This is a genomic window from Paenibacillus tepidiphilus, assembly GCF_008635795.1.
Lineage (GTDB): Bacteria > Bacillota > Bacilli > Paenibacillales > Paenibacillaceae > Paenibacillus_AQ > Paenibacillus_AQ tepidiphilus.
Genome location: NZ_VWRQ01000001.1, coordinates 265,463 through 291,055, shown reverse-complemented (window position 1 = coordinate 291,055; position 25,593 = coordinate 265,463). Strand labels below are relative to the sequence as shown.

26 protein-coding genes and 1 other annotated feature are annotated in these 25,593 nt (G+C 55.2%); of the genes, 3 read left to right on the top strand and 23 right to left on the bottom strand.

Annotated elements, in window-relative coordinates; translation table 11 throughout:
* Window positions 1–32 precede the first annotated feature (32 nt).
* A complete protein-coding gene (msrA, locus tag F1379_RS01265) occupies window positions 33–998 on the bottom strand; it encodes a peptide-methionine (S)-S-oxide reductase MsrA (RefSeq protein WP_420850462.1) in 966 nt (321 codons plus the stop codon).
* 204 nt (window positions 999–1,202) lie between these two features.
* Between msrA and F1379_RS01260 the strand changes: the two genes are divergently transcribed.
* Window positions 1,203–2,423: an MFS transporter gene (locus F1379_RS01260; RefSeq protein WP_150265474.1), complete on the top strand. Its 1,221-nt coding sequence runs from the start codon at window positions 1,203–1,205 to the stop codon at window positions 2,421–2,423.
* A gap of 180 nt (window positions 2,424–2,603) precedes the next feature.
* On the opposite strand, the gene F1379_RS01255 is transcribed toward F1379_RS01260, so the two are convergent.
* From F1379_RS01255 to F1379_RS01235, 6 genes are all read right to left on the bottom strand, one after another.
* Window positions 2,604–4,022 (bottom strand): M20 family metallopeptidase, encoded by a 1,419-nt coding sequence (locus tag F1379_RS01255; RefSeq protein WP_150265472.1) that lies wholly within the window; start codon window positions 4,020–4,022, stop codon window positions 2,604–2,606.
* Window positions 4,023–4,073: 51 nt separating this feature from the next.
* Window positions 4,074–5,303 carry an MFS transporter gene (locus tag F1379_RS01250; RefSeq protein ID WP_150265470.1) on the bottom strand — a complete coding sequence of 410 codons (1,230 nt, stop codon included), beginning with the start codon at window positions 5,301–5,303 and terminating at the stop codon, window positions 4,074–4,076.
* A gap of 178 nt (window positions 5,304–5,481) precedes the next feature.
* On the bottom strand, window positions 5,482–6,783 hold the full coding sequence (locus tag F1379_RS01245) for a helix-turn-helix domain-containing protein (RefSeq protein WP_150265467.1): 1,302 nt from the start codon (window positions 6,781–6,783) through the stop codon (window positions 5,482–5,484).
* Window positions 6,784–6,855: 72 nt separating this feature from the next.
* Complete coding sequence (locus F1379_RS30785) at window positions 6,856–7,185, bottom strand: hypothetical protein (protein ID WP_239004506.1); 330 nt, start codon at window positions 7,183–7,185, stop codon at window positions 6,856–6,858.
* Window positions 7,172–7,348: a hypothetical protein gene (locus F1379_RS29665; protein WP_162551046.1), complete on the bottom strand. Its 177-nt coding sequence runs from the start codon at window positions 7,346–7,348 to the stop codon at window positions 7,172–7,174. The genes F1379_RS30785 and F1379_RS29665 overlap by 14 nt, the downstream gene beginning before the upstream one ends.
* Window positions 7,345–7,596, bottom strand: a complete 252-nt coding sequence (locus F1379_RS01235) for a hypothetical protein (RefSeq protein WP_150265463.1) — start codon at window positions 7,594–7,596, stop codon at window positions 7,345–7,347. The genes F1379_RS29665 and F1379_RS01235 overlap by 4 nt, the downstream gene beginning before the upstream one ends.
* A gap of 255 nt (window positions 7,597–7,851) precedes the next feature.
* Here F1379_RS01235 and F1379_RS01230 point away from each other — a divergent pair, with 255 nt between their 5' ends.
* Window positions 7,852–8,130 carry a DNA-directed RNA polymerase subunit alpha C-terminal domain-containing protein gene (locus tag F1379_RS01230; RefSeq protein WP_162551045.1) on the top strand — a complete coding sequence of 93 codons (279 nt, stop codon included), beginning with the start codon at window positions 7,852–7,854 and terminating at the stop codon, window positions 8,128–8,130.
* Window positions 8,131–8,461: 331 nt separating this feature from the next.
* Here the strand turns inward: F1379_RS01230 and groL are convergent, their stop codons facing one another.
* The 7 genes from groL to F1379_RS01195 form a co-directional block, all read right to left on the bottom strand.
* Complete coding sequence (gene groL, locus F1379_RS01225) at window positions 8,462–10,090, bottom strand: chaperonin GroEL (protein WP_150265458.1); 1,629 nt, start codon at window positions 10,088–10,090, stop codon at window positions 8,462–8,464.
* A 66-nt stretch (window positions 10,091–10,156) separates the two neighbouring features.
* Entirely contained in the window at window positions 10,157–10,438 is a 282-nt protein-coding gene (groES, locus tag F1379_RS01220) for a co-chaperone GroES (protein ID WP_150265456.1), read from the bottom strand.
* 307 nt (window positions 10,439–10,745) lie between these two features.
* On the bottom strand, window positions 10,746–11,513 hold the full coding sequence (gene tatC / locus F1379_RS01215) for a twin-arginine translocase subunit TatC (protein ID WP_150265453.1): 768 nt from the start codon (window positions 11,511–11,513) through the stop codon (window positions 10,746–10,748).
* Window positions 11,514–11,723: 210 nt separating this feature from the next.
* Window positions 11,724–11,960, bottom strand: a complete 237-nt coding sequence (gene tatA, locus F1379_RS01210) for a twin-arginine translocase TatA/TatE family subunit (RefSeq protein WP_203457003.1) — start codon at window positions 11,958–11,960, stop codon at window positions 11,724–11,726.
* A 132-nt stretch (window positions 11,961–12,092) separates the two neighbouring features.
* Entirely contained in the window at window positions 12,093–12,578 is a 486-nt protein-coding gene (locus F1379_RS01205) for a MogA/MoaB family molybdenum cofactor biosynthesis protein (RefSeq protein ID WP_150265451.1), read from the bottom strand.
* Window positions 12,579–12,721: 143 nt separating this feature from the next.
* On the bottom strand, window positions 12,722–13,195 hold the full coding sequence (moaC, locus tag F1379_RS01200) for a cyclic pyranopterin monophosphate synthase MoaC (protein ID WP_150265449.1): 474 nt from the start codon (window positions 13,193–13,195) through the stop codon (window positions 12,722–12,724).
* A complete protein-coding gene (locus F1379_RS01195; RefSeq protein ID WP_162551044.1) occupies window positions 13,186–13,821 on the bottom strand; it encodes a 5-formyltetrahydrofolate cyclo-ligase in 636 nt (211 codons plus the stop codon). Before F1379_RS01195 ends, moaC begins: the two co-directional genes overlap by 10 nt.
* Before the next feature lie 232 nt (window positions 13,822–14,053).
* Here F1379_RS01195 and F1379_RS01190 point away from each other — a divergent pair, with 232 nt between their 5' ends.
* Complete coding sequence (locus F1379_RS01190) at window positions 14,054–16,009, top strand: ABC-F family ATP-binding cassette domain-containing protein (protein WP_150265445.1); 1,956 nt, start codon at window positions 14,054–14,056, stop codon at window positions 16,007–16,009.
* Between the two features lie 858 nt (window positions 16,010–16,867).
* Here F1379_RS01190 and F1379_RS01185 read toward each other — a convergent pair.
* From F1379_RS01185 to F1379_RS29660, 9 genes are all read right to left on the bottom strand, one after another.
* Complete coding sequence (locus F1379_RS01185) at window positions 16,868–18,433, bottom strand: 2-isopropylmalate synthase (protein ID WP_150265442.1); 1,566 nt, start codon at window positions 18,431–18,433, stop codon at window positions 16,868–16,870.
* A 371-nt stretch (window positions 18,434–18,804) separates the two neighbouring features.
* Window positions 18,805–19,078: a binding site (T-box leader), on the bottom strand.
* A gap of 1,092 nt (window positions 19,079–20,170) precedes the next feature.
* Window positions 20,171–21,238 carry a tRNA (adenosine(37)-N6)-threonylcarbamoyltransferase complex transferase subunit TsaD gene (gene tsaD / locus F1379_RS01180; protein ID WP_150265440.1) on the bottom strand — a complete coding sequence of 356 codons (1,068 nt, stop codon included), beginning with the start codon at window positions 21,236–21,238 and terminating at the stop codon, window positions 20,171–20,173.
* Complete coding sequence (rimI, locus tag F1379_RS01175; protein WP_150265438.1) at window positions 21,235–21,759, bottom strand: ribosomal protein S18-alanine N-acetyltransferase; 525 nt, start codon at window positions 21,757–21,759, stop codon at window positions 21,235–21,237. The genes tsaD and rimI overlap by 4 nt, the downstream gene beginning before the upstream one ends.
* Window positions 21,756–22,574, bottom strand: a complete 819-nt coding sequence (gene tsaB / locus F1379_RS01170; RefSeq protein ID WP_150265436.1) for a tRNA (adenosine(37)-N6)-threonylcarbamoyltransferase complex dimerization subunit type 1 TsaB — start codon at window positions 22,572–22,574, stop codon at window positions 21,756–21,758. The genes rimI and tsaB overlap by 4 nt, the downstream gene beginning before the upstream one ends.
* Window positions 22,571–23,047, bottom strand: coding sequence for a tRNA (adenosine(37)-N6)-threonylcarbamoyltransferase complex ATPase subunit type 1 TsaE (gene tsaE, locus F1379_RS01165; RefSeq protein ID WP_150265872.1), 477 nt, complete (start codon window positions 23,045–23,047; stop codon window positions 22,571–22,573). The genes tsaB and tsaE overlap by 4 nt, the downstream gene beginning before the upstream one ends.
* Before the next feature lie 136 nt (window positions 23,048–23,183).
* Window positions 23,184–24,170, bottom strand: a complete 987-nt coding sequence (locus tag F1379_RS01160; RefSeq protein ID WP_150265434.1) for a DMT family transporter — start codon at window positions 24,168–24,170, stop codon at window positions 23,184–23,186.
* A gap of 137 nt (window positions 24,171–24,307) precedes the next feature.
* On the bottom strand, window positions 24,308–25,000 hold the full coding sequence (locus F1379_RS01155) for an HAD family hydrolase (protein WP_162551043.1): 693 nt from the start codon (window positions 24,998–25,000) through the stop codon (window positions 24,308–24,310).
* A 97-nt stretch (window positions 25,001–25,097) separates the two neighbouring features.
* A complete protein-coding gene (locus F1379_RS01150) occupies window positions 25,098–25,283 on the bottom strand; it encodes an H-type small acid-soluble spore protein (protein ID WP_150265430.1) in 186 nt (61 codons plus the stop codon).
* Between the two features lie 24 nt (window positions 25,284–25,307).
* A complete protein-coding gene (locus F1379_RS29660) occupies window positions 25,308–25,478 on the bottom strand; it encodes a hypothetical protein (protein ID WP_162551042.1) in 171 nt (56 codons plus the stop codon).
* Between the last annotated feature and the right edge of the window lie 115 nt (window positions 25,479–25,593).

The window sequence follows — 25,593 nt, the reverse complement described above, 5'->3', positions numbered from 1 at the left end:
TATGCCAGGCTCTCTATAGCACTTACGGCATTTCACCGCGGATTCCTAAGCGTCTCCATACCGCGCTCCGCCAGCTCCGTCTCCGGAATAAACTGCAAGGCCGCCGAGTTCACCCGGTAATGCGGCTTCGCTCCTTCCGGTCCGGCTGGCTGAAGAAAATAGCCTACGTGGGCGCCGCTCAGTCTGCTGCGCAGCGCTGTCCGCACTTTCCCGCCGCTGTAATCGGCTTCCTTGCGGATTATCCCCTCCAATGCGGGCCCGGTGAAGGCCGGCCAGCCGTCCCCGGCATCGAACTTGTCGGCGGAGGCGAACAGCGGGTCGCCGCTGATGACATCGACATACAGCCCCGGCTCGAAGTGGTTCCAGTAGGCATTGTCATATGCCGGCTCCATCGCCTTGTTCTGCGTGACCTCATACTGCAGCGCTGTCAGCAGCCGGCGCAGCCGTCTCTCATCTGCCGGGGTATTCCAGTGGCGCTCTGTGAACTCGCTGCGGCCGGAAGCTTTGAGATACATTTTGTAATCCATGGGATGTGTCTTGTAATAGGCCTGATGCAGCGCCTCCGCCGGATAAAAGGAGTCAGCTTCGCGGATCTCCGTTACAATCGGCCGCTTGAACCGCTTGCTGGCAGCAAGCTCTGCCCTCGACTGTTCCGCCGCACGCCGCTGCTGTTCATTGCGCACGAAGATCGCCGTCTTGTACGAATGTCCGCGGTCCATAAACTGCCCTCCGTCATCCGTCGGATCAATCAGCTGCCAGAAGATATCCAGCAGCCGTTCGTACGGAAAGATCTCAGGCCGGAAGGTAATCTGTACCGCTTCCCAATGTCCGGTGGTCTCCCTCCCCACTTCCTCGTAGGTCGGATTGTCCGTATGTCCCCCCGTATATCCCGATATCACCGAAAGGATGCCCGGAAGCTCGTCGAAGGGCTTGACCAAGCACCAGAAGCAGCCCCCGGCGAAGGTCGCCAGTTGGACACCGTCATCTTTGTCTTTCACCTGCACTTTCCCTCCTTGCTGCATTCCATATAATCATTTATACACATCTGGGCCTGCTTCGCCCCTACTACCAGGGCACATTTCATAAAGTCAGTGTTAATGATTGTAGATGTTATTGTACAAATATAGCAGTATTAGATTTAGTTGAATTATAATGCAGCGCTAAATGGACCCGGGCCCGTTTGGAAGGAAAGGAAGAACAGCTTGAACCTTTTTAAAAACCGCGAACTGGCCATTGTATTAATAATGGTCGCCATCTTCTTCATGTGCACCAATATGTACCCTTCATTCGTCTCCATCCTGATTACGGACTGGGGAGGAAATTATAACTCCGTCGGCATCATCATGACCCTCGCCAGTCTGGCGCCTTTGATAGCAGTCATTCCGGCCGGTGTTGCCATCAAGAGATGGGGACTGCGTCTTCCATTGTTCGGAGCAAGCATGATTTCCGCCGCTTTTTGTTTTCTGCTGTTCCTCTTTCCCTCGGTGATCTCACTGCTGGCCATGCTATCCGTAATGAAAGTAGCCGAGATCTTCTTCGCCGTGGGGCTGCAGACACATGTGGCCAATCTCAGCACCAATCTCAACAATGATATGGACAAGAACTACAGCTGGTTTATGGTCTTTGCATCCGTAGGTTCTTTAATTGGTCCAATCATTGGCGGTTTTCTGGTCGATCACGCAAGCTATGGCGCAGTCTGGCTACTGCTTACAATTACGCTGGTTGCCTTGTCGTTCTTTTCCTTTTATCTGTCGGACACGCTTTCCGGCCAACAAACGAAGGGTAGCAGCAAGAAGAACAGCCTTCGGGATTTGCGCCGGGTGATGAACTGGAAGATAGTGATAGGCATGCTTGTCGGCAGCGGAGTGCTTTTTGCCCATGGTGCCAGATTTCTGTTCCTGCCCATTTATCTCGAGAATATCGGTTACACGCTTACCTCCATCGGGTTTATTATGGCGGCACGGTCGCTGGCAGCCATTGCAAGCCGATCTATTCTTGAGGTTGCGATCAGATTCGCGGGCGGGCGGACCGGGGCTTTGGTGCTGTGTTCCATTGTTCTGGCCCTTTCCATTGGCATCATTCCGCTCTGTAACAATTTCCCGCTGCAACTGATCAACTCCGTAATTATTGGCTTGGCTATGGGACTGGCCATCCCTCTCAGCAATACGGTTGTCGCTGACAGCGCCGATCCGGAGGAGCGTTCCGTTACTATAGGAGTAAGCCAAACCGTGAACCGGGTAGGTCAGCTTCTCAGCCCCATCGTATTCGGCATGCTCTCGCAGCAGTTAGGCGTTAACTCCTCCTTCTATCTTGGAGGGGCGATTCTCCTGCTTATCTCTGTAACCGTTATTTATTTGCTGGTTATCGGGGATAAGAAGACGGCCGCACTCGAACAGGTAAGCATGGAATCCAATTCCCGGTAATTTCAGGTTCGTGCCTGGGCGGGCCCGGGCACCGGCTCTTGTCTGCATATTACGACAATTACAGCGCGGAATCCAGTTTACCCGGCGAAATCCCTTATACAGTTTGAAGAGGCCACCTACAGGATGGCCTCTTCATGAATTTCATGTATTATAAACTGCACAATTCTCGTGTTCGTCTGACTATCTGCGCGGGGGCATTTGCGCCTCCGGAATCAGCGGTACATAAGACTGGCCCTGCAGCCGCTCTTTATGCTCCGCCTTGGCTTTGGCTATAACCTCCGGATTCTCCAGCGCCTCGACGGCGGTGCCGGCGATGGCTTTGGCCGCCTGCAGCATCCCCTTGTGGGCAATCGGCCGGGTCCCCTGCGCTACCACCTGCCAGGTGTGCAGCGCTGTGCCGAGCGCCCAGCAAGCGGTCATGCACTGGGCGGTCGGAACGACCCAGCTGACATCGCCCACATCGGTAGAGCCGGGCATTACCGGTTCTACCGGATAGAGGGGAATAATTACGTCAGCAATGGCTTTATCCTTCAGCCCCATTGCCGTCCGGGGGTCCATCCCGTACAGAGCGGCCTGGACATCCTCCGGAGAGAGGGTGGCTCGTATCTCCTCTGCATAGCGCAAATCATCGGCATCATAATCCGGAACACCGCCCGCCGTCAGGTTGGCATGCATTACTTCGCCAAGCGTCCGGTTCGGGATCAGGCTGCTTGCAGCCCCTTCAAATTCCGTCTCCACACTTGTGCCTGTCATCAGCGCCGCCCCCTTGGCGATGTCATAGACGCGGCTGTACAGCCCGGTGACCTGCTCCTGCTTCGGTGCCCGGATGAGATAGGACACCTCCGCATAGGCCTGCACCACATTCGGCGAGGTGCCGCCGGTATCGGTGATTGCATAATGCACCCGCGCTTCCGGAATCATATGCTCCCGCAAATAATTAACACCGACATTCATCAGTTCGACCGCATCAAGCGCACTGCGCCCCAGATGAGGGCCCGCCGCCGCATGGGCGCTCCGGCCGGTGAACTTGAACTTGACCGCATAGTTGGCCAGTGAGCTCAAATTCTGTACCAGCGCCGCCGTGTACGGATGCCAGCTGAGCGCCAGATCGGCATCGTCGAACAGACCGGCCCGGGCCATATAGGCTTTGCCGGAGCCGTACTCCTCTGCCGGACAGCCGTAATACCGCACGGTCCCTTGAAGTCCGGTGCGCTGCATATACTCCTTGACCGCTACGGCTGCCGCCAAAGCGCCGCTTCCCAGCAGATTATGTCCGCAGCCGTGGCCGTTCCCGCCGTCCACCACAGGCTCCGGCCGGGACAGACCCGCTCTCTGGCTGAGCCCCGGCAGCGCATCAAATTCGCCAAGAATGGCAACGACCGGATGACCGCTGCCGTAACTGCCGACAAATGCCGTCTCCAGACCGGCGGCCTGCCGCTCCACACGGAAGCCCTCTTCCTCCAGCGCCTGGCATAACAGCTCCGCCGAAGCCCGCTCGGTAAAAGCAACCTCAGCCTTCTCCCACAACTTATCGCTAAGACCTGTAAACACATCCCGTTTGGCATCAATGATCTCAGAAATAATTGCCAATCTTGTCATGATTCTGAACCCCTCTCACTGAATAATGTAACAGCTATATATTGCAGCTCTTTAGGACAGCTTCTCTTTCGGGGCGGCACCTGCAGCCTTGTTATAGTTCAGGCCGAGCAGCGCCACGACACAGACCGCAGCGGAGCCGATCAGCAGCCAGGATGCCGCATCGTAGGAGCCGTCAAATGCATCGACCATGAACCCGATTGCCGTCGGGGCAACAAAGCCCGCCAATTGCCCGCCTGTATTCACCATTCCCATGGCAGAGCCGGTCGAATGGCTGGGAATCCGCTTCAGCACGATAGCCGGCAGCAGAATGATCACAAAGGCCATAAACAAGCTGGTTACCGATTGGTAGACCATAAACCCGGTGACACTGTCTGCCGTAAACATCAAGTAAATCATGACACCGATAAGGGCACAGGAGACCGCGCCGGCCAGACGCTCTTGGCCTCCGGACAGCTTATCGAGCAAATATCCGCCGGCGAACAGCCCCACAAAGGAAGCCAGGCTCGGAATCATTTGCAGCACTCCCAGCGATTCCAGCGACAGGCCCCGGACATCGACCAAATACGTCGGCAGCCAGCCGGACAGCCCCCAATTCACCGCATAAATACAGAAATAGGCGATAAGCAGGCTCCACATCAGCGGCATCCTGAACAATTCTTTAAATCCGGTCCGTACAGTGACAGGCTGTGCAGCCGCCGATTCCGCTGCAGCGCCCGACTGCGGATTCTGAATAAACATCCAATACAGCACGGCAAAGACAATACCCACCAGCCCGATGTACAAAAACATATGACGCCAGCCGATGGAATCAAGCACAGTCGTCGCGAACAGCGGTGTAATGAACGCCATCAGCCCACCCGATGTCAGCAGAATCGACATCGCTCTGGCCCGCTTCTCTACCGGAAAGGACTCGGCGATCAGCTTCGAGGCGGCAGGCTGAAATCCGCCTTCGCCGATCCCGAACAGAAAGCGCACAACCAGCATGGAGCCCAGCGACCAGGCCGCCCCCGTGAACCCTGTAAAGATCGACCATAGCGCGACCGCGGCGATCAGCACTTTTCGCGAACCGAGCTTATCGGCCAGCCACCCTCCCGGCATCTGCATGAGGGCATATCCGGCAAAAAAGGAGCTGAGTACAATCCCTTTCGCCGTCGCGCTTAAATCCAGATCCGCCGTGATCGGCAAAATTGCATAATTCATAACATACCGGTCCAAATTGCCAAGCGACCATCCTACAAATAACAACGCCAATATCCAGTTGCTGCCCAGCGCCTTCCTCATGTGGCGACCCTCCGTATCCATTCGCAAATTCTATTTAAGGACCAATTAAGGATAATTTCCTTATATACATAATATAGAGGGTTGTCCGCTTTTTCAATACTTTTTTACGGTATATAACACAGCTGCGTAAATAAACATGACACATACATTTCAAAAAAAAGCATCCACTGAAGGATGCCTAGCTGAAACGGTATATTTTACTGGGTCTGCCGCGTACACCCGGAGCTTCTTCGCCTATGCAATCGGCAAGCCCGGCTTCAGCCAATTCAGTCATGATCCGTCTGGCATTGCGCTCCGTCATCTGCAGCTGTGCCGCTACGTCTTTGGCAGTAAATTGCTCCCAGCCCATTTTACGCGCCAGCGCCACTACCTTGTTGAAGGTCTTCACGCTGATGCCGCTGCTGCGCAGCTTGCCGGCCACTTCCTGATCATTGGTGCGGAACGAATAGGCCAGCGATTCCACTTCCTGTCCCGCAGATTCCACAATTACCCCATCTTCCTGCACGGTGACGATACGCCGCTCCGCCTTATCCTTGGATTGCCGCAATGCGCGATATGCATTGGTCTCGGCGGAGAACACCGTTTCCCCGTACCCGATACCTATGGCAATGCTGGTGTCCGTCGTGGCCGCCAGGTAATCTGCCGTGTCGCCCAGCAGCGTAAGCTCCCGTTCGATGGCTCCCCGGGTGCTGAAGATGATATAACGGCCCCCTCCTTGCTCCATCAGCGTTCCGTCCAGCTGTTCGCACAGCTTAATCAGCTCTTCTTTGATTCTGAGCTCCAGATACTGCAGCTGATAGGTGGTCTGCAGCTTCTCCGCAATCCGGTCGTAATGCTCAAACTCAATGATCTCGATCCCGATTTGGGTATCCTTGAAATAAGAGGTACGGACCTTCTCGGTGAACAGGCGCAGCGATTGGATGATCTCCAGATTGCTGGGAGATACCGTATAAGCAGGGATACCCTTGGCCTTCAGACCCTCCGCAACGCTCGGGAAACAGGTAATCACCCCTTCCGTCTCTCCCTCCTGCCACAAAGTCTCATGAAAGCCTAGCAGCTCTTCCGGATCAGCGTCCATCTCATAAGTACGGGTGTGCAGCTCTATGCCAGCGTTCTCAATCTGCTTCAGGGCATGTTCGACGATCCCCTCGTTCTCTGGCATATCAATGCTGATCCGCGCGGGCAGTACGCCCCGGGTAAACGCCAGATCCAGCAGGCTTTTGTAGAAGCCTGACTCCGTCACCCAGACATACTCAACCCTCTCCCCGGAACCAAGCGCCTTCAGCGCAAAGCTGTAAGGAATCGGCCCGGAACAGAGCCAGGAATCGACCTCCTTGTCATGCCTGCGGATGATCTCCGCCGTTTCCCTCGGCTGTCCGTACACAAAGGGCCGGAAGACAATCCCCTGTTCGAACATTTGGGCCAGATCCGCGATACGCTCCACCGAACCGGCAGGACCGATAATTCCTACTCTGTACATTCCATTCCGTCCTTCCCTTTCCATCATCGTTCCTTCATTATACCTGTAAAAGAGACGGACTGCCCCATCTGCTTATTTTTCATGATTGCTGTCCCATATGTCCTTATGCCGCAGTCCCGCGAACACTAGCAGAATCAGCGTCAGAACCATGACAAACTCTCTGAAGGTGTTCGACAAGCTGTCCACATTGTAGCCAAAAACGATATTCAATCTGCCCCACAACAGATTTAGACAGAGCAGCGCAACACAGCCGTAGGTTACCCAAACGCTGCGGAGATAAAGGTTATACGTACGGTCAGGCCCGTGCCCGACGAAATATTTACGGTAGCGTATCACATAAGCTGTGAACACGATACATGCGATAGCCTCCAGTGTAATCAGAATCAGATCAATAACGTCCATGTAAATCATCTCCTCTCTTGCCTAAGCCGGAACGGTGCAGGTCAATCAGGCTGTCCATATCGTTTGACTCATAAGCCTCCCGGATTTTATCGAGCTTCTCAATTTCTTGTTTGACGCGGCTGGGCTGCATTTGATTTTTTCTGAATAAATCGAGGAGCTTCACTTGTCAACGACCTCCCCACCATTGGCTTTATCGGTGACCCCTTTTTCAATCAGAAGCTTGACGAGAGAACGGTTATATTCATTGAGCTGCTTCTCATTCTCCTCATCGCGTTTCTGGTAATTCTGAATGATCTTCTCTTTGCTGGCGATTTGCCTGATACACCAGATTAATGCAACCGATAAGAGAACATTAAGCACGACCGAACCATTGTTGTTTTGGAACAGGCCGGTCAATGCATCGAGATCCATGATTATCCCTCCGTTTTCACCAAAGTCAAGCTATGGAGCATCCGGAGACCCTCGCCCAGTTCCTCGGAAAAAGTATATATAGCACTCTACTCTTGCAATACCCTGTTTGATTGGGTGTACAAGTATTTTATTGAAATCTGTAATCCGTAAAGCGATATATTTCAGCATCATTTTTTCACAAAACATATTGTATTTTTCTTTAAAATGGTTATAATTACATATTGTTTCCATTTAAATAAACAGGAAGTGAACAGCATGAGCAGCATATCAATCTCAACGAGCACTCCCCTGAAATCATTGATCAAAATTAATGAAGCCTACTATAGCCACTCCATTTACACCTTAGGCAAGGGGTCAGGACGAAATCCGAGAAGCATCGCCCGTATCTTGAATGCTCTGTATGACAACAACCTGCGGACCCTTGAGGCTCTGCTCAACTCCAGTCTGGACGATCTCTCCAAGTTGCGGAACTTCGGCAGTACCGGACAAGAGATCCTTCTGGAGCTGCTGGAGAATTTCATGATTGGCGGGTGAAGACTGTAGGGGTTCAGGCACAAGAACACAAAAACTCCCGCCGGCAGCGGGAGTTTGTCTTTGTCGTCCGGGCAAGTCGGACTATTCTCTTACTAGGCTTTAACACATAAATTGTGCTAATATACTCGGTCATAAGCCCCGTTCGACTTTATGCCTAATCCATATATTCTGCAAGCTCAGACTCAAATACAGGAGCAGTTCCAGAATCAGCTTCAAAATCAGCAGGAGGCCATTACCATCACCTCTTCTCAGGTTAATTACTCATTTCCTCCACAAAAAAACCCTTGAGAGGCCCGTAAAACCAGGCACCCCAAGGGTTTAGTTAATTCACTTACATCATGCCGCCCATACCGCCCATGCCGCCCATATCAGGCATAGCAGCCTTTTCCGGTTCTGGCTTGTCGGCAATGACAGCTTCGGTAGTCAGGAACATTGCAGCTACGGAAGCGGCGTTCTGCAGGGCAGAACGGGTTACCTTGGCAGGGTCAACGATCCCTGCTTCGAACATGTTCACCCATTCGCCGGTAGCAGCGTTGTAGCCAATGCCTACAGTTTCTTTCTTCAGACGGTCCACAATTACGGAGCCTTCTTCGCCGGCGTTAGCAGCGATCGTGCGGATCGGCTCTTCCAGTGCGCGCAGGACGATGTTTACGCCGGTCTTTTCGTCGCCGGTTACATCTACTGCGGCTACTGCATTATATACGTTCACGAGAGCTGTACCGCCACCGGAAACGATACCTTCTTCAACCGCAGCACGGGTTGCGTTCAGGGCGTCTTCGATGCGCAGCTTGCGCTCTTTCAGTTCGGTTTCAGTTGCAGCGCCTACTTTGACTACAGCTACGCCACCGGCCAGCTTAGCCAGACGTTCCTGCAGCTTCTCTTTGTCGAACTCGGAAGTGGTTTCTTCCAGTTGGGCACGGATTTGGCCAACGCGGGCATTGATGTCCGCTTTGTCGCCGCTGCCGTCTACGATTGTAGTGTTCTCTTTGGTTACGCGCACTTGACGTGCGTTACCCAGTTGATCAACTGTAGTGCTCTTCAGGTCAAGGCCGAGCTTCTCAGTGATCACTTGGCCGCCGGTCAGGGCAGCGATATCCTGCAGCATCGCTTCACGGCGGTCGCCGAAGCCAGGAGCTTTAACGGCAACAGCGTTGAAGGTTCCGCGCAGCTTGTTCACGATCAGCATCGCTTGTGCTTCGCCTTCAATGTCTTCAGCGATGATCACGAGCGGACGGGCCTGCTGTACGATCTTCTCCAGCAGCGGCAGAATTTCCTGGGTGCTGCTGATCTTCTTGTCAGTGATCAGGATGTATGGGTTATCCAGAACAGCTTCCATCTTATCCGTGTCAGTAATCATGTACGGGGAAATGTAGCCGCGGTCGAATTGCATACCTTCTACTACTTCAAGCTCAGTCAGGAAGCCGCGGGATTCTTCAACGGTGATAACGCCGTCTTTGCCCACTTTTTCCATGGCTTCGGCAATCAGCTGGCCCACTTCGTCGTCGGCAGCGGAGATTGCAGCTACCTGAGCGATAGCCTGGGAATCTTCAATTGGCTTAGCGATCTTCTGCAGTTCGGCAACAGCCGCTTTAACAGCCTTGTCGATGCCTTTGCGGATAACCATCGGGTTAGCGCCGGCAGTTACGTTCTTCAGACCTTCGCGGATCATGGCTTGAGCCAGAACCGTTGCTGTTGTAGTACCGTCACCGGCTACATCGTTGGTCTTGGTGGCAACTTCTTTAACGAGCTGGGCACCCATGTTCTCGAAAGCGTCGTCCAGTTCGATTTCTTTGGCGATGGTCACACCGTCGTTGGTGATCAGCGGGCTGCCGAATTTCTTCTCCAGCACCACGTTGCGGCCTTTAGGTCCGAGTGTTACTTTTACCGCGTTTGCCAAAGCATCAACCCCGCGCAGCATTGAACGGCGGGCATCTTCACTGAATTTGATTTCTTTTGCCATGTGTATAAACCTCCCGGAATTTTAAATTATAGTAAGTAAGTTGGGCTATGCTTATGAACGGTCTTCTTAACCAAGAATCGCGTGAATGTCGCTTTCTTTCATAATCAAATATTCTGTGCCTTCGTACTTGATTTCGGTTCCGGCATATTTCGAGAACAGAACGCGGTCGCCTTCCTTCACTTCAAGCGGCACACGCACGCCGTCTTTCAGAATGCCGCTGCCTACAGCAACGATAGTGCCTTCCTGCGGCTTCTCCTTGGAAGAGTCCGGAAGCACGATCCCGAAAGAAGTCGTTTGCTCCTGCTCGATGGGTTGTACCAATACGCGTTCACCTAGTGGTTTGATCATGAAAAATAGCCTCCTTTAAAATTATGTTGTTAAGCTTGAACACAAATTCGGGGCCGGATCGGCCTTCTCCGTTAACGTTAGCACTCGACGTCCTTCAGTGCTAACAACAATTTTTATGATACTCAACTTACTCCCGGATTTCAAGTCTTTTACGTAAAATCCTCGGTCTTTTTTAGGAAAAAAATAGGGTTCCGGGCTCGTCCTCCGTATCCCCTCTAACATTCTATCCACCGTCAGCCAAAATATGCCGCACCTGACCTAATCACACGGCCCCCTCAGAATCACGCTTACTGCCCGGCAATGCCCTTTAAGCTTCCTTGTGGATGTAACGCGCCTCAAGCTGAGCATCCGCCGCAAGCTGCTTGCGGAACACCAGGGCCGACAGAAAGACGCTGAATTCATAGAGAATCACCAGCGGAATGGTCACCAGGAAATCGGATATAAAATCCGGCGGCGTAATCGCTACAGCGATAAACGCCAGGACAAAATAAGCATACCTGCGCATCCGCTTCAGACGCAGCGGATTCAGAATCCGCAGCCGCGTCAGAAACATAACCAGCAGCGGGAGCTCAAACAGCAGCGCCAGCGGAACCACCAGCCCGAACATGAAGCTGAAATACTGGGCAATGCCATAAGTCTCCTCCAGCCCCATACTGCGGGTAACGGAGATGGTGAACGAAAGGGCCATCGGAAACACAATATAATAGGCAAACAGCAGCCCGAGCACGAACAGAACCAGCACGTAGGGAACATAGCGTAACGCAGCGCTCCTCTCGTGGGGCCGCAGCGCCGGAGCTACGAACGCCCATAGCTGATAGGCAGTGAAGGGTATAGCCGGCACCAGCGCAACAACCATGGCAATCTTCATGTACATTCCGATGCCATCCCAGAAGGAGAAGGCATGCAGCACGAAATGCTGTGCCTGCTCCACGCCGATCAAGTACTGGTAGACCGGCTTTGCCGCGAACAGTCCGCCTGCAAGTCCGGCCGCAAAGACAATGAGCACATAGATAATCCGTCTGCGCAGCTCGGCGAGATGCTGTACTACTGTCATTTCTTCCGCTTCGCCCGCCATGGAACACCCCACCCTGTAAAATACATATCAAGGAATGAGCCTGAACAAGAAGAAACGGCTAAGCCATCCTAATTAAAGACGGTGTCCGTTTCTGCGGGAAAATATCAGGCTATTCACAGGTTTCAGCCTAGACTCTCTCATCTTGAACAAAGGGGCGCTCCTTCCGGCTGCACAGAGCCGGAGCTTACGCCCCCGGGTTAATGGAATATCTTACTCCGGCTGGCGTTTGTCCTGCGGCAATTCTGCGGACGCATGCGGCACAGCCGGGTTAGCCGGAGCCGCCTTGGTCGGTTCCGGCTCGTTAATCATATCGCGTGTACCGTCCTTGAATTCCCGGAAGGTGCGTCCGACCGCCCGCCCAAGCTCAGGCAGCTTGTTCGGACCAAAGAGCAGGAGCGCCAAAATAACGAGCAATATAATTCCGGGAGCACCAATACCATTCAGCATGCTATTCCTCCTTGTCACTCAACCGTTCTGATACTGTTAAAGGTATGTCTATCATACCATAACATATCTCACACTTTCCAAGCGACCAGCCGGACGCCTGGCTGTGCAGCGGCAGGGAACACATTCTGCGGATTATTGACGGTATTGCCCGGTGACCATCAGCAGCGCTTCGGGCAGCTGATCCATAATGGCTGCCAGATTCTCATGCACACCCTTGGGTGTGCCCGGAAGATTGACGATCAGCGTTCTGCCGCGGATGCCGCAGATGCCGCGGAAGAGCATCACAGCCCGGTTCTTCTGCATCACCGTGCTGCGCATGGCTTCGGACAGCCCGGGCACTTCCCGTTCAATCACCCGCCGTGTAGCTTCCGGCGTCACATCGCGGATCGCCAGCTCGGTTCCGCCGGTGGTGAGCACCAGATCGGCCTGGAAGTAATCCGTCAGTTCGATCAGCGCTGCGATAATCTCATCTTCCTCATCCGGCACGATCCGGTACTCAATAATCTCTCCTCCCAGCTCCTCTTCGACCAGCTCGCGAATAACCTGGGCGCTCGTGTCTTCCCGTTCGCCTCTGGCCCCTTTATCGCTGGCCGTCAGGATTGCTGTCTTCCACGCCATAGGTTGTCCCTCCCTCTCCATGTGCTATGTATGGTCGGCTGCCGCTTGGCAGCCTGCTTCACGCTTGTTGCCTGCAGGACCCCGTCGAAGAACCGCCCATCATGGGGTGCAGTTCTCAGTAGGGGGCATGCCTCATGCTGCTCTCATTGATCCAGCGTGTAATCCCCGTTCTTACCGCCGCTCTTCGCAGCGAGCTGGGTCGGTCCGATCACCATGTCCTTTTGCAGCGCTTTACACATATCGTATACGGTGAGTGCGGCTGCCGAAACAGCGGTCAACGCCTCCATCTCCACTCCGGTCCTCCCGGTGGTCTTGACGGTTGCTTCAATATATAGCTCATCTTGCCCGTTGTCCGCAAAGCGGACATCTATGCCGGTCAGCGGCAGCGGATGGCACATCGGAATCCAGGACGATGTCTGCTTGGCAGCCATAATTCCGGCAACCTGTGCAACGGCGAGCACATCGCCCTTGCCGATCTTCCCTTCCTTAATGGCATCCAGCGTGCCGGGATTCATCGCCACCATACTCCGCGCAGTCGCCGACCGCTGTGTAATTTCTTTCCCGCTTACGTCCACCATCCGCGCTCTGCCCTGCTCATTGAAATGAGTCAGCTCCATGGTTCAACTCTCCTCCTGCACGGAATAAGACCTTCTTCCGTAATCAATATGTCCATATAAGCGTCGTGGCTATCCATCGGCACCTCCGGGATGAGCTGCGCGCCAAAGGCCAGTCCGGCCAGTACCGGCAGCTTCGCTTCCGGCCGTTCAGCCGATGCCCAGGCTGCATACAGCCGGTCATAATAGCCCCGGCCGTAACCCAGCCTGCCCCCGCGCCGGTCAAAGGCCAGCCCCGGCACGATTACGGCATCGGGAATCAGCAATGGCTGCAGGTTCTCTGCCGCGGGCGGCTCCAGAATCCCCCATGTCCCGGGCGCCAGTTCGTCCCAACCGGTAATCCGGTGCAGGCTCATTGCTCCGCTTTCCGGGATGACCCGCGGCACCAGTACCGTAATGCCCTGCGCCCAAGCGCCCTCAATCAGCGGGCGGCAGTCCAGCTCGGAGCGGAATGGAACATAGGCAAGCACGGTGTTCACCCGTTCCTTCACAAGCCAATCGAGCGCCTGTCTGCAGGCTGCGGCCGACAAGAAGCTCCGCCGCTCTGCCGGAAGTGCATCGCGGACGGAGATCCGCTCCGCCCGCAGCTCCCGCTTTACGGCAGCCTGCGGTGCTGCTCTGCCCGTCATCGGCAGCCGCCTCCTCTTCTCTTCTATGCTCAGAATATCACATGCATGTAAATTCAGTTTACCACTCTTATCCCCGCTTCGCCAAGGTTGAAACATTAACGTTGTTAAACGAACCCTTTTGGGCTGCCACTCGCGCCGGAAACGCTTTTCATGTACACTAAGAAAAAGAATTGCCGATGCCCGGAGTGCAGCTGCTCCGGGTTAATATTGCAGGGCGGAGGTTTCACTTAGTATGCTTCTTCAAGCGACAGGCATTACCAAATCTTACGGAATTACAAACGTGCTGGACGGCATCAGCCTGCAGGTGAATGAGAAGGAACGGGTCGGCCTGGTCGGCGTCAATGGCGCCGGCAAGTCTACCTTCCTGCAGATCCTTGCCGGTGAAATGTCCTATGACAGCGGTCAAATTCATAAATCCAAGGAAACTACGGTCGGCTACCTGGCCCAGAACAGCGGGCTGCAGTCCGATAAGAGCATTATGGAAGAGATGCTGGCCGTCTTCGCGCCGCTGATTGAGGCCGAAGCCGAGCTGCGCCAGCTCGAGGAGAGCATCTCCGATCCGCGGCTGGCCGATGATGCCAAGCGTTACGAGGAGCTCCTGGAGCGGTACGCCAAGCGTTCCGACTGGTTCAAGGACCACGGCGGCTACGAGATGCAGACGCGCATCCGCAGCGTACTGCATGGAATGGGCTTCGGCGACTTCCCGCCGGACACGCCGATTGCTACACTCAGCGGCGGTCAGAAGACGCGGCTGGCACTGGCCCGCATTCTGCTGCAGGCTCCCGATCTCCTGATGCTGGATGAGCCGACGAACCATCTGGATATCGAAACGCTCACCTGGCTGGAGGACTATCTGCGCAGCTACCCGGGCGGCATCCTTGTCGTCTCCCATGACCGCTACTTCCTGGACCGGCTGGTGACAACCATCGTGGAAATCGAACGCCACCAATCGCGCCGTTATACCGGCAACTACAGCAGATATATGGAGCTGAAAGCGGCTGAATATGAGACCCGCATGAAGCAGTATGAGAAGCAGCAGGATGAAATTGCGCGTCTCGAGGATTTCGTGCAGCGCAATATTGTACGCGCTTCGACGACCAAGCGGGCGCAAAGCCGGCGCAAAGCGCTGGAGAAAATGGACCGGATCGAGAAGCCGCTCGGTGAGCTGAAGAAAGCCAGCTTCTCCTTTGAGGCGGATTTCATGTCCGGCAAGGAAGTGCTGCAGCTTCGTGATGTGGCCGTGTCCTTCAGCGAAGATGCGGAGCCGCTCTTCCGGAATGCCTCCTTCGAGCTGCGGCGCGGCGATACAGCGGCGCTCATCGGCCCGAACGGCATCGGTAAATCTACGCTGCTGCAATGTTTGACCGGCAGCCGGCAGCCTTCGGCCGGGACCGTGAACTGGGGCACCAAGGTCAAGATTGCTTATTACGATCAGGAGCAGACCGCCCTCAATCCGAGCAACACCGTGCTCGAAGAGCTGTGGAGTGAATATCCGATGCTGGAGGAGGCGCGTATCCGTACAGTCCTGGGCAATTTCCTCTTCAGCGGCGAAGATGTCCTGAAGAAGATCTCCGCGCTTAGCGGCGGTGAGAAAGCGCGGGTTTCGCTCTCCAAGCTGATGCTGCGCGGCGCCAATATGCTTATTCTGGACGAACCCACCAACCATCTGGATCTCGTCAGCCGCGAGGTGCTGGAGGCGGCGCTGATCGATTTTGACGGCACGCTGCTCTTCATTTCCCATGACCGCTACTTCCTGAACAAAATGGCCGAGCGTGTACTCGAGCTGCATCCCGGCGGCATTGATCCTTATCTCGGGAACTATGACGATTATATTGAGAAGAAGCGGGAGCTTGCAGCCATCGCTCTGGAGGAGGCCGAGCAGGCCGCCGCCAAACGCGCACGAAGCCTTGATACCGACAACCTGGCTGCCGACAAAGGGACCGCTAACTCCTATGAAGCCGACAAACAGCAGAAACGCGAGGAACGCACGCGTCAGCGCAAAATCACCGAGCTGGAGGATCAGATTTCCCGGCTGGAGGCAGAGATTGCCGAACTGGAGCAGGAAATGGCCAAACCAGAGATTTTCCAGGATTATGTCGCACTGCAAGCCCATGAAACGAGCCTGGGTGACAAAAAAGGCCGTCTTGCCGAATTATTCGATGAATGGGAAATACTTGCCGCGCAATAGGGTAATGTTATGAAATAAATAGTTTTAAACTGTTCCCGATTTGTTCATAATTTGTTATCCACAGGCTCATCCACAGGATTCGTGCATAACTTACCGTTAAAAAAGGCCCTTCGGGCCTTTTTTTAGGCTTCAAATGGCCTTTTTCGTTGTCAAGAACTTTTTATCCACCGAATTATCCACATTATCCACAATAATCACAGATTATTTCCCGGGAATAAATCCACGATTTACTGTCTGTCAAAAAGGGTTGGTATTGCTGATTTTACACGGTTTTTACACAAATAAGCTGGAATATGTGGATAACGTTGTCCACAACTTGACAAATACAGCATTCGCTATTTTGCGAGGTTTTTCGGCAAAGTGTTTGCTGGCCGTTGGCACCCTTTGGAGGGAAGCAAGCCGCTGGGCCGGGCATACGTGAGATAAAGCACTAAGAACAGAGGGAGCACACCTGAGTCCGTTACGGTACCCGTTGTGGTTTCACACAGCAAATGTAATCCATTACGATTTGTAGCTCAGCGTAACTCTGTGAATTAGCACTAGTGAGTCCATGACATGGAGACCAAGTGTTACTCCCAGCAACCGAGAATGCAGTTAGGTTGGGTTCAGGGACTAAATCTCGGCGTGACTTTGACAGCCATTACGTGGAAATCCGTTACGGTAGATGCTGGAATGTTCTTCACAAGGACCGAAGCTCTATTACGGCAGGTTCATAGCAAAAAAACTGTTCCAGCATCCCACGGATCCATCAAATATATAACAGACAGCTGCTAGGGATGAATGAGCACCACTTGTAAAATAACCGGTTACTCTTAATCTATTTCATCTATAGCCCTCCTTGCTTCACACAAGTTCACGCTACACCGGATCAGCCGTGGCAAAAGCCGGCGCCTCCGATTCTGCAGCGAGCAGTGCGGCATTGCAAGCAGCGACATACGCAAGTCCGGCCGCCATGACAATATCCTGGTGAATAGCCGTGCCGCGGAATTTACCGCCCTGCCACTCCACCATTACAGCCGCTTCAGCCCGGGCGTTCCCGCCGCTGCCCAGCGAATGAAGCTCCAACCCGTCAAAGCCGATATCCTCGGCGATTCCTTGAGCGATGGCGGCAATAACTGCCTCCAGCGGACCCGTGCCGCTGCTGGTATAAGTGTCTTCCCGGCCGCTTCCCAGATGCCTTACTGTGACGGCGGCCACCCGGCGCGGTGCACTGCCGGCCAGCACCTGGACCTCGCCCAGTTCGTAGAGTTGCGCCTGCTGGCCGGTAGTGCTGCTGACCATCCGCAGCAGCTCGTCGTCGCTGACGGATTTCTGGCGGTCAGCCGTCTCCTTGAAGGAGGCATACAGTGCCTCTAACTCCTGCGGATCGAGGACAATGCCATATTTGGCCGCGCGGTCCTTCAGGGCATGCCGGCCGGAATGCTTGCCCAAAATAATCATATTGCGCGGAATACCCAACCGCTCCGGGTCCATAATTTCATAAGTGCTGCGGTCTTTGAGCAGACCGTCCTGGTGGATGCCCGACTCATGCTGGAAGGCATTTCTTCCAACTACCGGCTTGTTGTAGGCAATGGGGAAATGCATCGCTCCACTGATGATTCGCGAAGTATCATACAGCTTATCCAGCACAATCCCCGTCTCCGCGCCCAGTGCTTCGCCTCTGGTTTCCAGCGCCATGACAAGCTCCTCCAGCGCACAATTGCCGGTGCGCTCCCCTACGCCGTTGACTGTCACTTCGATCTGCGTCGCGCCGCCGGCAATTGCCGCCAGGCTGTTGGCCACCGCCAGGCCCAGGTCATTATGGCAATGGGCGCTGTAACTGACCGTGTCGCCGCCCCTGGCACCCTGCCGCACCTGCCGGAACATCTCGCCATACTCGTGCGGCAGCGCGTAGCCGACCGTATCCGGCAGATTGATAATGCTGGCCCCTTCCTCAATTACCGCCTCAACCATCTCGATCAGATCGGGTATCGAAGTCCGTGCTGCATCCATGGCCGTAAACTCCACCACGTCGCAGAACTGGCGGGCATACGCCGTCAGCTCGCGGGCGGTGGCGACCACCTCTGCCCGGCTCTTGCGCAGCTGGTGACGCAGATGAATGTCCGACGAGGAGATGAAGAGGTGAATCCGCCGGCGGGCAGCATCTCGGGTAGCCTGGACAGCGGCGTCGATGTCACCGCGGACTGCGCGGGCGAAGCCGCAGATTTCAATGCCCTGGAGGCTCCGGGAGATTGCCTCCACTGCCGCGAAATCGCCGGGGCTGGATACGGGGAACCCCGGCTCCAGCACATCTACGCCCAGTTCGGCCAGCTTGTGGGCCAGAATGATTTTCTGCTCGGGAGTAAGACTCGCACCCGGTGCCTGTTCGCCGTCGCGCAGCGTCGTATCAAAAATCTGAATCCGCTTCTTCACTGGAATAATCATAAAATCTCCTCCTGGATTTGAATGGTGAACCAGTCTTGCTCAGACTCGCTTTGCGAGGTAAATGGCCATTTTAATCAAACCATCCGTATGCATTGATGGAATCCTTGGATCTGTCTTTGCATCCCTAAAGCTTGAAGTCTTACAGCTGGCGCGGCTATTACAGCCGGTTCAGCCGGGAAATTGGACCTGCCAAGTCGGAGCACCGTACGTCGACTTACGATGCTTTTATCTTCCCACCCACTGCTGCCGGCAGCGATAAGGAGAAACGCCTGTTGCCGTTTATTCGGTATTAGAACAGTCTCTCCCGTGCGTCCCGGGATTTGAACGTGAAAACGCCGTACCCGTAACCACACAAAAACCCGCCGTCTCATCAAAGAGACGGCGGGTTACACCCTCCGCGGTACCACTCTTCTTGACGCCGGGGCGATTGATTAAGATCAATTCACACCGCTAACGTCCAGCTTTGTTCCATCCGAACCACATGGTACAGATGGAGTCCGGTAACGGGGACACCGTAGCAGCATACTCCTCTCTTCTGCCGCTCCGCTCCCGGGCGAGATTCAATGCCTCCGGCGACTGCGTCGCACCACCCCCGCAGCTCTCTGCACACCGTAATCATCTACTACTCCCGTTCATCGCGTTTTACTGTATTCACACTTCTATACATTCTTGCAAACCCGCCGATTCAACATTCCTGTACACTTAGTCACTTGAAGCTCAAGACACTCTCCACCTGTAAAGCACATACCTAAGTGGATTTCCGCCAACTAATTTTGCCTTTTCAAGCCACACAGAGACATTAGTTCGATTTCGTCCACTTAAATCCGCCATTTCTTCAGTTCCAGTGCATATTAGGCAGAATTAGTTTGCAGTTTTCCACTTAGATCTCTAAAATGAGACGTTTTAACCGAATTAAGTGGCGAAAATCAAACTAGATCAATCGTACGATTACATATGCAGCCAGAACCGCCCGCAAATTAAACGCACCAACTCACCCCACGCAGCCGATGATCAACCAACCGTGAACCATCCCTCACTCACCCATCGCAGATTAACCCCGCAGCAGTCCTTCACCTTACAGCAAAGCAACCTGAAGACGTCAAAAAGCCTGTCGTCTCTATCAAGAGACGACAGGCTGAACTGTCGCGGTACCACTCTTGTTGATATGCTCGGCGGCTTCCTCAGTCAGCCGGGCAATATCCCCTTAACAGCCTGGACACGGTTCAAGCGTATCCTATGCGCTTCCGTATCAGACCACCTGCTCACGGAGGTTAACCGTAACAATGTACGCCGGTGTGAGACTTGCCACCCCCGGTTCCACTGCTCCGCTTCCGGACGAGTTCAGGTCTCCATCGGCTGCGTTGCACCTGGACCGCAGCTCTCTTAACCCGGAATGACCCTACTACTTCCGTTCATCGCGTTTTACATGTTTATTTAAATGAATTGTCAAGATTATACCTGCAAGGTGCAAAGATTGTCAATAGCCCATTCATTGCTATGATCGCTATTCTCTGTAATTTAATGCCATTCGTTTCTAGTTATTTCTAGAGGAGCATTCCAAAGCTACCCACCGCTATCCATCGCTTTCAATCCTTACTCATTGCTATTTATATCACTCATTATTGCAATTATATTATCACTTTCCGTTTACGGCCATTCTTTCCGTCCATCTCTAGGTCATTCCCGCTATTCATGTCCGGTAATGCTAACCGTCCAATCTATTCCTTGAAATCCCTTTTATTCTCTGGCAGCTCCGCCGCCATCAGCCACTGACCACTTCTCCAGCGACAGTCCGGGATCGGCCACCATGTCCAGCGGCGTGCCGCCGTCGTGCAGCCATTTCACATAGGCCGCTGCGCCGATCATCGCGGCATTGTCGGTGCAATATACCGGGGGCGGGATGATCAGCTCGATATTCTCCAGCGCGCAGCGGGCGGTCAGAGCTTCGCGCAGCCCCTTGTTCGCAGCTACGCCGCCGGAGAGCAGCAGCTGCCGTGCCCTGCAGGCGCGGACGGCGCGCACCGCCTTCTCCACCAGCACCTCAACGACGGATTCCTGGAAGCCGCGGGCGATTCCGGCGACATCCGGCGTCAGACCCTTCATCTTGCTCTGGTTCACTACGTTCAGCACCGCCGACTTCAGGCCGCTGAAGCTGAAATCATAGGAATCCGGCTCCAGCCACACCCGGGGCAGCGGGACAGCCTCGGCTGCTTCGCGCGCCAGCCGGTCCACATGGGGGCCGCCGGGATACGGGAAGCCCAGCGCCCGTGCCACCTTGTCATAAGCTTCGCCCACCGCATCGTCGCGGGTGCGGCCAATGATGACAAATTCGCCTTCGCGCGGCATGTTTACCAGCTCTGTATGCCCGCCGGAGACGACGAGCGTCATGCAGGGATATTCCAGCTCCTTGACCAGCCGGTTCGCATAAATATGCCCGGCGATATGATGCGTGCCGATCAGCGGCTTGCCCCAGGCGAGCGCCAGGCTCTTGGCTGCCACAACGCCCACCAGCAGTGCGCCCACGAGTCCGGGGCCTTGCGTGACGGCAACAGCGGTGAGCTCCTGCGGCTCCACACCTGCTTGTGCCAGCGCCTCTTCGATGATAACCGTGATAACCTCCACATGCTTGCGTGAAGCGACCTCGGGAACGACGCCGCCGAAGGCGCGGTGCGTCTCGATCTGGCTGGAGATCACATTGCTCAGCACCTCGCGGCCATCTTTAACGACAGCTACCGACGTCTCGTCGCAGCTCGTTTCAATCGCCAGTATCAGAACAGGCTGATTAACGCCTGTATTGGTGTTCATTTGAAATCCACTCTTCCTTCCATCAGGCGCTCTTCCCCGTACTCCGGCAGATCGGCCCACATAATCAGCGCGTCCTCGCGGTTGTCCGAGTAATAGCCCTTGCGGGTGCCGGCGGGCCGGAACCCTTTTTTACGATATAAATTCTGTGCCACCGAATTGGAGACGCGCACTTCCAGCGTAATCGACTTCATCCCCAGAAAGGCAGCCGTCCGCATCAGCTCGTCAAGCAGGCGTTCTCCCCATTTACGCCCCCGGTATTTCTCCAGCAGGGCAATATTAGTCACATGGGCTTCGTCCACGATGGCCCACATCCCGGCATAGCCGATAATCTGTCCTCCCAGCTCCATCACCATATATTTGGCGAAATGGTTATGGGTCAGCTCATTGCGGAAGGCTTCCTCCGTCCAAGGCATGGTAAAAGCTTCCCGTTCAATCACGAGAATTTCGGGAATATCCTCCAGCTTCATCAGGCGAAAGATAAGCTCTGTTTCCGGATCTTTCGTCCGTTCCGAATCCGTCATTGCTTCTTCAGGCTCCCTTCACTGCCCCGGCGCAGATTGACCTCCGCCTCCGTAAGCTGAGTGTAATTGGGGATCAAACCGTGAACCTGCTCCACTTCACTGTAGGGCCCATGCTCACCCAGATAACCGACCCATCGTCCCTCCAGCTCATAAGGCACCACCTGCACCTGCACCTTTTCCGGCAAAAGCCCCAGCGCTGCCGCATTCCCGTGCAGCCCCGTCTCTCCGATGAACCAAATGGTACGCGGCTGCGTCCCTTCAGCGGCGGCGTCCTGAAGGCGCGCCTCCAGCTCCTGCACCCAGTCGGCCATCAGGCGGATGCCGTCCGGCTCAAGCCGCTGCGGCGGCTGCTCCCCGTCCGCAGCGAACAGCGCCGTAAAGGCCTGTCCACGCCGCGCGTCCAGCAGCGGCACAATCCAGTCCATGCCGGAGCTGGCCGCCTCCGCTTCGCCGGACCTTTGCAGCAGTCCGGCCTCATGCCCGCCCCAGGCCAGCGCATGCAGGCTGGACACACCGGTCAGCGGCACCTTCCAGGCCCAGGCCAGGGTTTTGGCGGCGGTTACCGCAATGCGCGTCCCGGTATAGGAACCCGGTCCGACACCGACCACCACACCCTCAAGCATTCCGGAGGCTGTCCCGCTCTCTTCCAGTGCCCGCTCAATAATCGGCAGCAGGTGCACCGAATGATTGCGCTCCCCGGTGGCATTGGTTTCATGCAAGAGCTGTCCATTCTCGGTAATTGCCACACCAAGCACAGCCGTCGCCGTATCCAGCGCCAAAAGCCGCTTGCGCGGCCCGTTATTTTGAATACTCATCTCAAGTTACCCCACTTCTCCGTCAGAGCCCGGCACAGTTCCCCGTACGGCTCACCGATTCCGGTCACTGTAATGAAACGCTCGTCCACTCCCGCAGTTTCGATCTGTATGTCCAGGCGCTCCGGCGGCAGCAGCTCTTCGATCAGAACACTCCATTCCACCAGACACACCCCTTGCCCGTAAAAATATTCATCCAGACCCAGTTCGTCCGCTTCCTCCAGCGACAACCGGTACACATCCATATGGTAAAGGGGCAGACGGCCCGTATACTCTTTAATAATAGTGAAGGTAGGGCTGTTCACCACACCTTCCACGCCCAAATGGCGGGCAAAGGCTTGCGAAAACGCCGTCTTCCCCGCTCCGAGATCACCGTTAAGGCCGATCACCATTCCCTCCGTGGATGCAGCGGCCAGCTCAGCCGCCAGCAGCTGCGTATCCTGCAGGCTGCCAGAACGGCAGGTGAATACCGCCATTACATCATTGTCCAAGCTGCAACCACCTCTCCAAAGAAAATCCTGTCCTTGCCCGGGTACAATAAGTTTAATTATATCGGTATGATACTTTTACCGCAACAGCCCGGCTAAGGCCCCCCGGCCGGGTACCGCCACTTTAAGCGGAACGCCGCGGACGGGCCTTGCGGGGCACGGCGGATTCACGGCTTGCATGGCCGGAGAACAGACTGTGCAGCACCATACCGGCGATAATAACGGCTATTCCAATCCAGGATAGCGGCGCAGGCGCCGGAGCGGACAGAATAAGCATTTCGCCGAGCAGCGCAAAGAGCACCTCCAGCGACTGCGTAGCCTCCACTCCCGCCAGCTTGCTCATGCTGCCGCGGACCATATCGGTAGCGCGGAAGAACAGTACCGTAGCCACCACACCTGAAGAAAGGGCGACGATTAAGGATTGGCCCGCTTGCGATGCGGACGGCAGACCGCCGTCGGCCCACCCGTACACGGCCAGCACCAGCCAGAATGGCAGGCTGGCCAGCGTCATTCCCAGAATACGCTGGAACACATCCAGCCGTTCTCCGCATAGCTCCATGGTCTTGCGGTTGCCGAGCGGATAAGCAAAGGATGCAACCAGCACCGGAACGATGCCCAGCAGCACCTGGGATAACGCGATATGCCGCGCATGCTCAGCCTGAAGCAGGGCTACGCCGGCCAGGATAATCAGGGAAAGGCCAAGACCGCGCAGCGGAATTCGCCCCCGTCTATAGACAGGACCTGACGGTCCGTCCACCCGTTCCATGAAGAGCGGGGCCAGCAGCGAGCCGGAAATAATCGTAATCTGCCAGGTACCGGCGGTCAGCCAGCCCGGCGCATAAGCGGCCGCAAAGCAGAGCGGCGCATAGAACAGGCCGAAGCCGACCGTCCCCCACAGCAGCCAGGCGCCCGGCCGCTCCCGCATGGCCGCAAGCAAGGGCCGCAGCTTGCCCCGCACGCCGACAACCGCCAGCAGCAGCGGCAAGGTGAACAGGTAGCGGAGTGAGCCGCTCCAGGCCCAGTGTCCGCCGGACAGCTCCATCCGCCGGTTGAGCACAAACGTAATTGCGAAGAACAGCGCCGAAGCGACGCCAAGCATAATGGGACGCACTGGAATCATCATCCTTTTCCACGAATCTCATCCCAATATAGGTCCCTTGCGGCAGATGCGTCAACCTCTATGTAAGCTATAAAAACCGGCAGAGCCTATAGCTCCGCCGGCAGGTATAGTCAGACTGAGACTGCAATTTAAAGCAAGTCTTCAAGTTCAAGCAAATTGGAGATCGTGTAGCGCTGGTTCCAGTCCCCTCTTGCGGAATCACGGTCCAGCAGCACTGCTGTCATGCCTGCCCTCACGGCTCCGGCAATATCCTTGGCCTCGTTGCCAATATACATCATCTGCTGCGGCTCCGACTGCAGCTTCTCGGCCAGCATGAGGTATCCCTCGGGGCGGGGCTTCCGGACTCCGGCTTCCACAGAAGTAACCAGTACATCCACGTACTCCCGTATCGGGGCGACATCCCGCATTATGAACTCCCGGTTCATCCCGTAAGGTACATCCGTAAGAATCCCGACCTTGAAGCCTCTTTGCTTCAGTGCCCGCAGGGATGCAGCCGTGTCGGCATAAGCCCGGGAGGTCTGCTGAAAATAAGTAAAGAATGCTTTTACCGCTACCGGCACCTTCACCGCATCCACCCGCCAGGCTTCCAGCACGCTGGCAAAAATCGCCGTATCCGTAACCTCATGGTCCCGCGGATGCTCACGGGTATTGTAGCCGGATAAGATCCGTTCTCCCTGTTGCAGAAATTCAGCTTCCGCAGCAATATCTAACGCGCTGCATATTTGCACCAGTGCACTTCTGAAATGCTCCTTAAAGCTTCCGCCCGTTACACCTCCGTAGTAAATCAAGGTGTCTCCCAGATCAAAACCGACTGACCGCACGCACGAATCCCCCCGTTCAAGCAGCATTGTATTCTGCTGTTTGAACATAGCTTAACAGCCACGGGGCTAAGAATACTGTGCCTTTTGTGGCCGAAGCTTAGCTTCTCTGCTCTTGGAGAAGGTCCACGCCGACAGTATGCACGTTGGTCGGGCGCGAGCCCACCTGCACCGTCGCCATACCGTTATCCTCATCCACATGCTCAATCCAGACCGGCTCCCCGTCCAAATGTACGGCGATCATCTCCTTGGAGGCATAAATATCCTTTGCGCGTTTAATGTCCATGATCTTCCTCCTGCTAAATTAGGTTTATTCTTCGGGAGCCGGAGGCTCACCAATCGTATCCTCGGCATCGAGCAGTTCCGCTTCCCCATACGCTTCACCGGTCTCAGGAGCGACAATATTCGCCCAGTCGACCACGTCTGCGGGAATATCCTGCTCTGATAGCGCATCAATCCACTCGTTTCCGGTTCGGTCCACGTTAATCCCCTTCCTGGGCGGGAGAGACGGTCATCATAGCTGCACCGCCGCGCCGCAACTCATCTTGCCGGCTATATTTTTTCCCAAGCTTCACAAAAAATGCACCCGGCTAGAA

Bases quoted from the DNA above. Each gene is read 5' to 3' on its own strand.
- F1379_RS01255 (WP_150265472.1), bottom strand. From the start codon at position 4,022: ATGACAAGATTGGCAATTATTTCTGAGATCATTGATGCCAAACGGGAT.
- F1379_RS01250 (WP_150265470.1), bottom strand. From the start codon at position 5,303: ATGAGGAAGGCGCTGGGCAGCAACTGGATATTGGCGTTGTTATTTGTA.
- F1379_RS01245 (WP_150265467.1), bottom strand. From the start codon at position 6,783: ATGTACAGAGTAGGAATTATCGGTCCTGCCGGTTCGGTGGAGCGTATC.
- F1379_RS30785 (WP_239004506.1), bottom strand. From the start codon at position 7,185: ATGGACGTTATTGATCTGATTCTGATTACACTGGAGGCTATCGCATGT.
- F1379_RS01235 (WP_150265463.1), bottom strand. From the start codon at position 7,596: ATGGATCTCGATGCATTGACCGGCCTGTTCCAAAACAACAATGGTTCG.
- F1379_RS01230 (WP_162551045.1), top strand. From the start codon at position 7,852: ATGAGCAGCATATCAATCTCAACGAGCACTCCCCTGAAATCATTGATC.
- groL (WP_150265458.1), bottom strand. From the start codon at position 10,090: ATGGCAAAAGAAATCAAATTCAGTGAAGATGCCCGCCGTTCAATGCTG.
- groES (WP_150265456.1), bottom strand. From the start codon at position 10,438: ATGATCAAACCACTAGGTGAACGCGTATTGGTACAACCCATCGAGCAG.
- tatC (WP_150265453.1), bottom strand. From the start codon at position 11,513: ATGGCGGGCGAAGCGGAAGAAATGACAGTAGTACAGCATCTCGCCGAG.
- tatA (WP_203457003.1), bottom strand. From the start codon at position 11,960: ATGCTGAATGGTATTGGTGCTCCCGGAATTATATTGCTCGTTATTTTG.
- F1379_RS01205 (WP_150265451.1), bottom strand. From the start codon at position 12,578: ATGGCGTGGAAGACAGCAATCCTGACGGCCAGCGATAAAGGGGCCAGA.
- moaC (WP_150265449.1), bottom strand. From the start codon at position 13,195: ATGGAGCTGACTCATTTCAATGAGCAGGGCAGAGCGCGGATGGTGGAC.
- F1379_RS01195 (WP_162551044.1), bottom strand. From the start codon at position 13,821: ATGACGGGCAGAGCAGCACCGCAGGCTGCCGTAAAGCGGGAGCTGCGG.
- F1379_RS01190 (WP_150265445.1), top strand. From the start codon at position 14,054: ATGCTTCTTCAAGCGACAGGCATTACCAAATCTTACGGAATTACAAAC.
- F1379_RS01185 (WP_150265442.1), bottom strand. From the start codon at position 18,433: ATGATTATTCCAGTGAAGAAGCGGATTCAGATTTTTGATACGACGCTG.
- tsaD (WP_150265440.1), bottom strand. From the start codon at position 21,238: ATGAACACCAATACAGGCGTTAATCAGCCTGTTCTGATACTGGCGATT.
- rimI (WP_150265438.1), bottom strand. From the start codon at position 21,759: ATGACGGATTCGGAACGGACGAAAGATCCGGAAACAGAGCTTATCTTT.
- tsaB (WP_150265436.1), bottom strand. From the start codon at position 22,574: ATGAGTATTCAAAATAACGGGCCGCGCAAGCGGCTTTTGGCGCTGGAT.
- tsaE (WP_150265872.1), bottom strand. From the start codon at position 23,047: ATGGCGGTATTCACCTGCCGTTCTGGCAGCCTGCAGGATACGCAGCTG.
- F1379_RS01150 (WP_150265430.1), bottom strand. From the start codon at position 25,283: ATGGACATTAAACGCGCAAAGGATATTTATGCCTCCAAGGAGATGATC.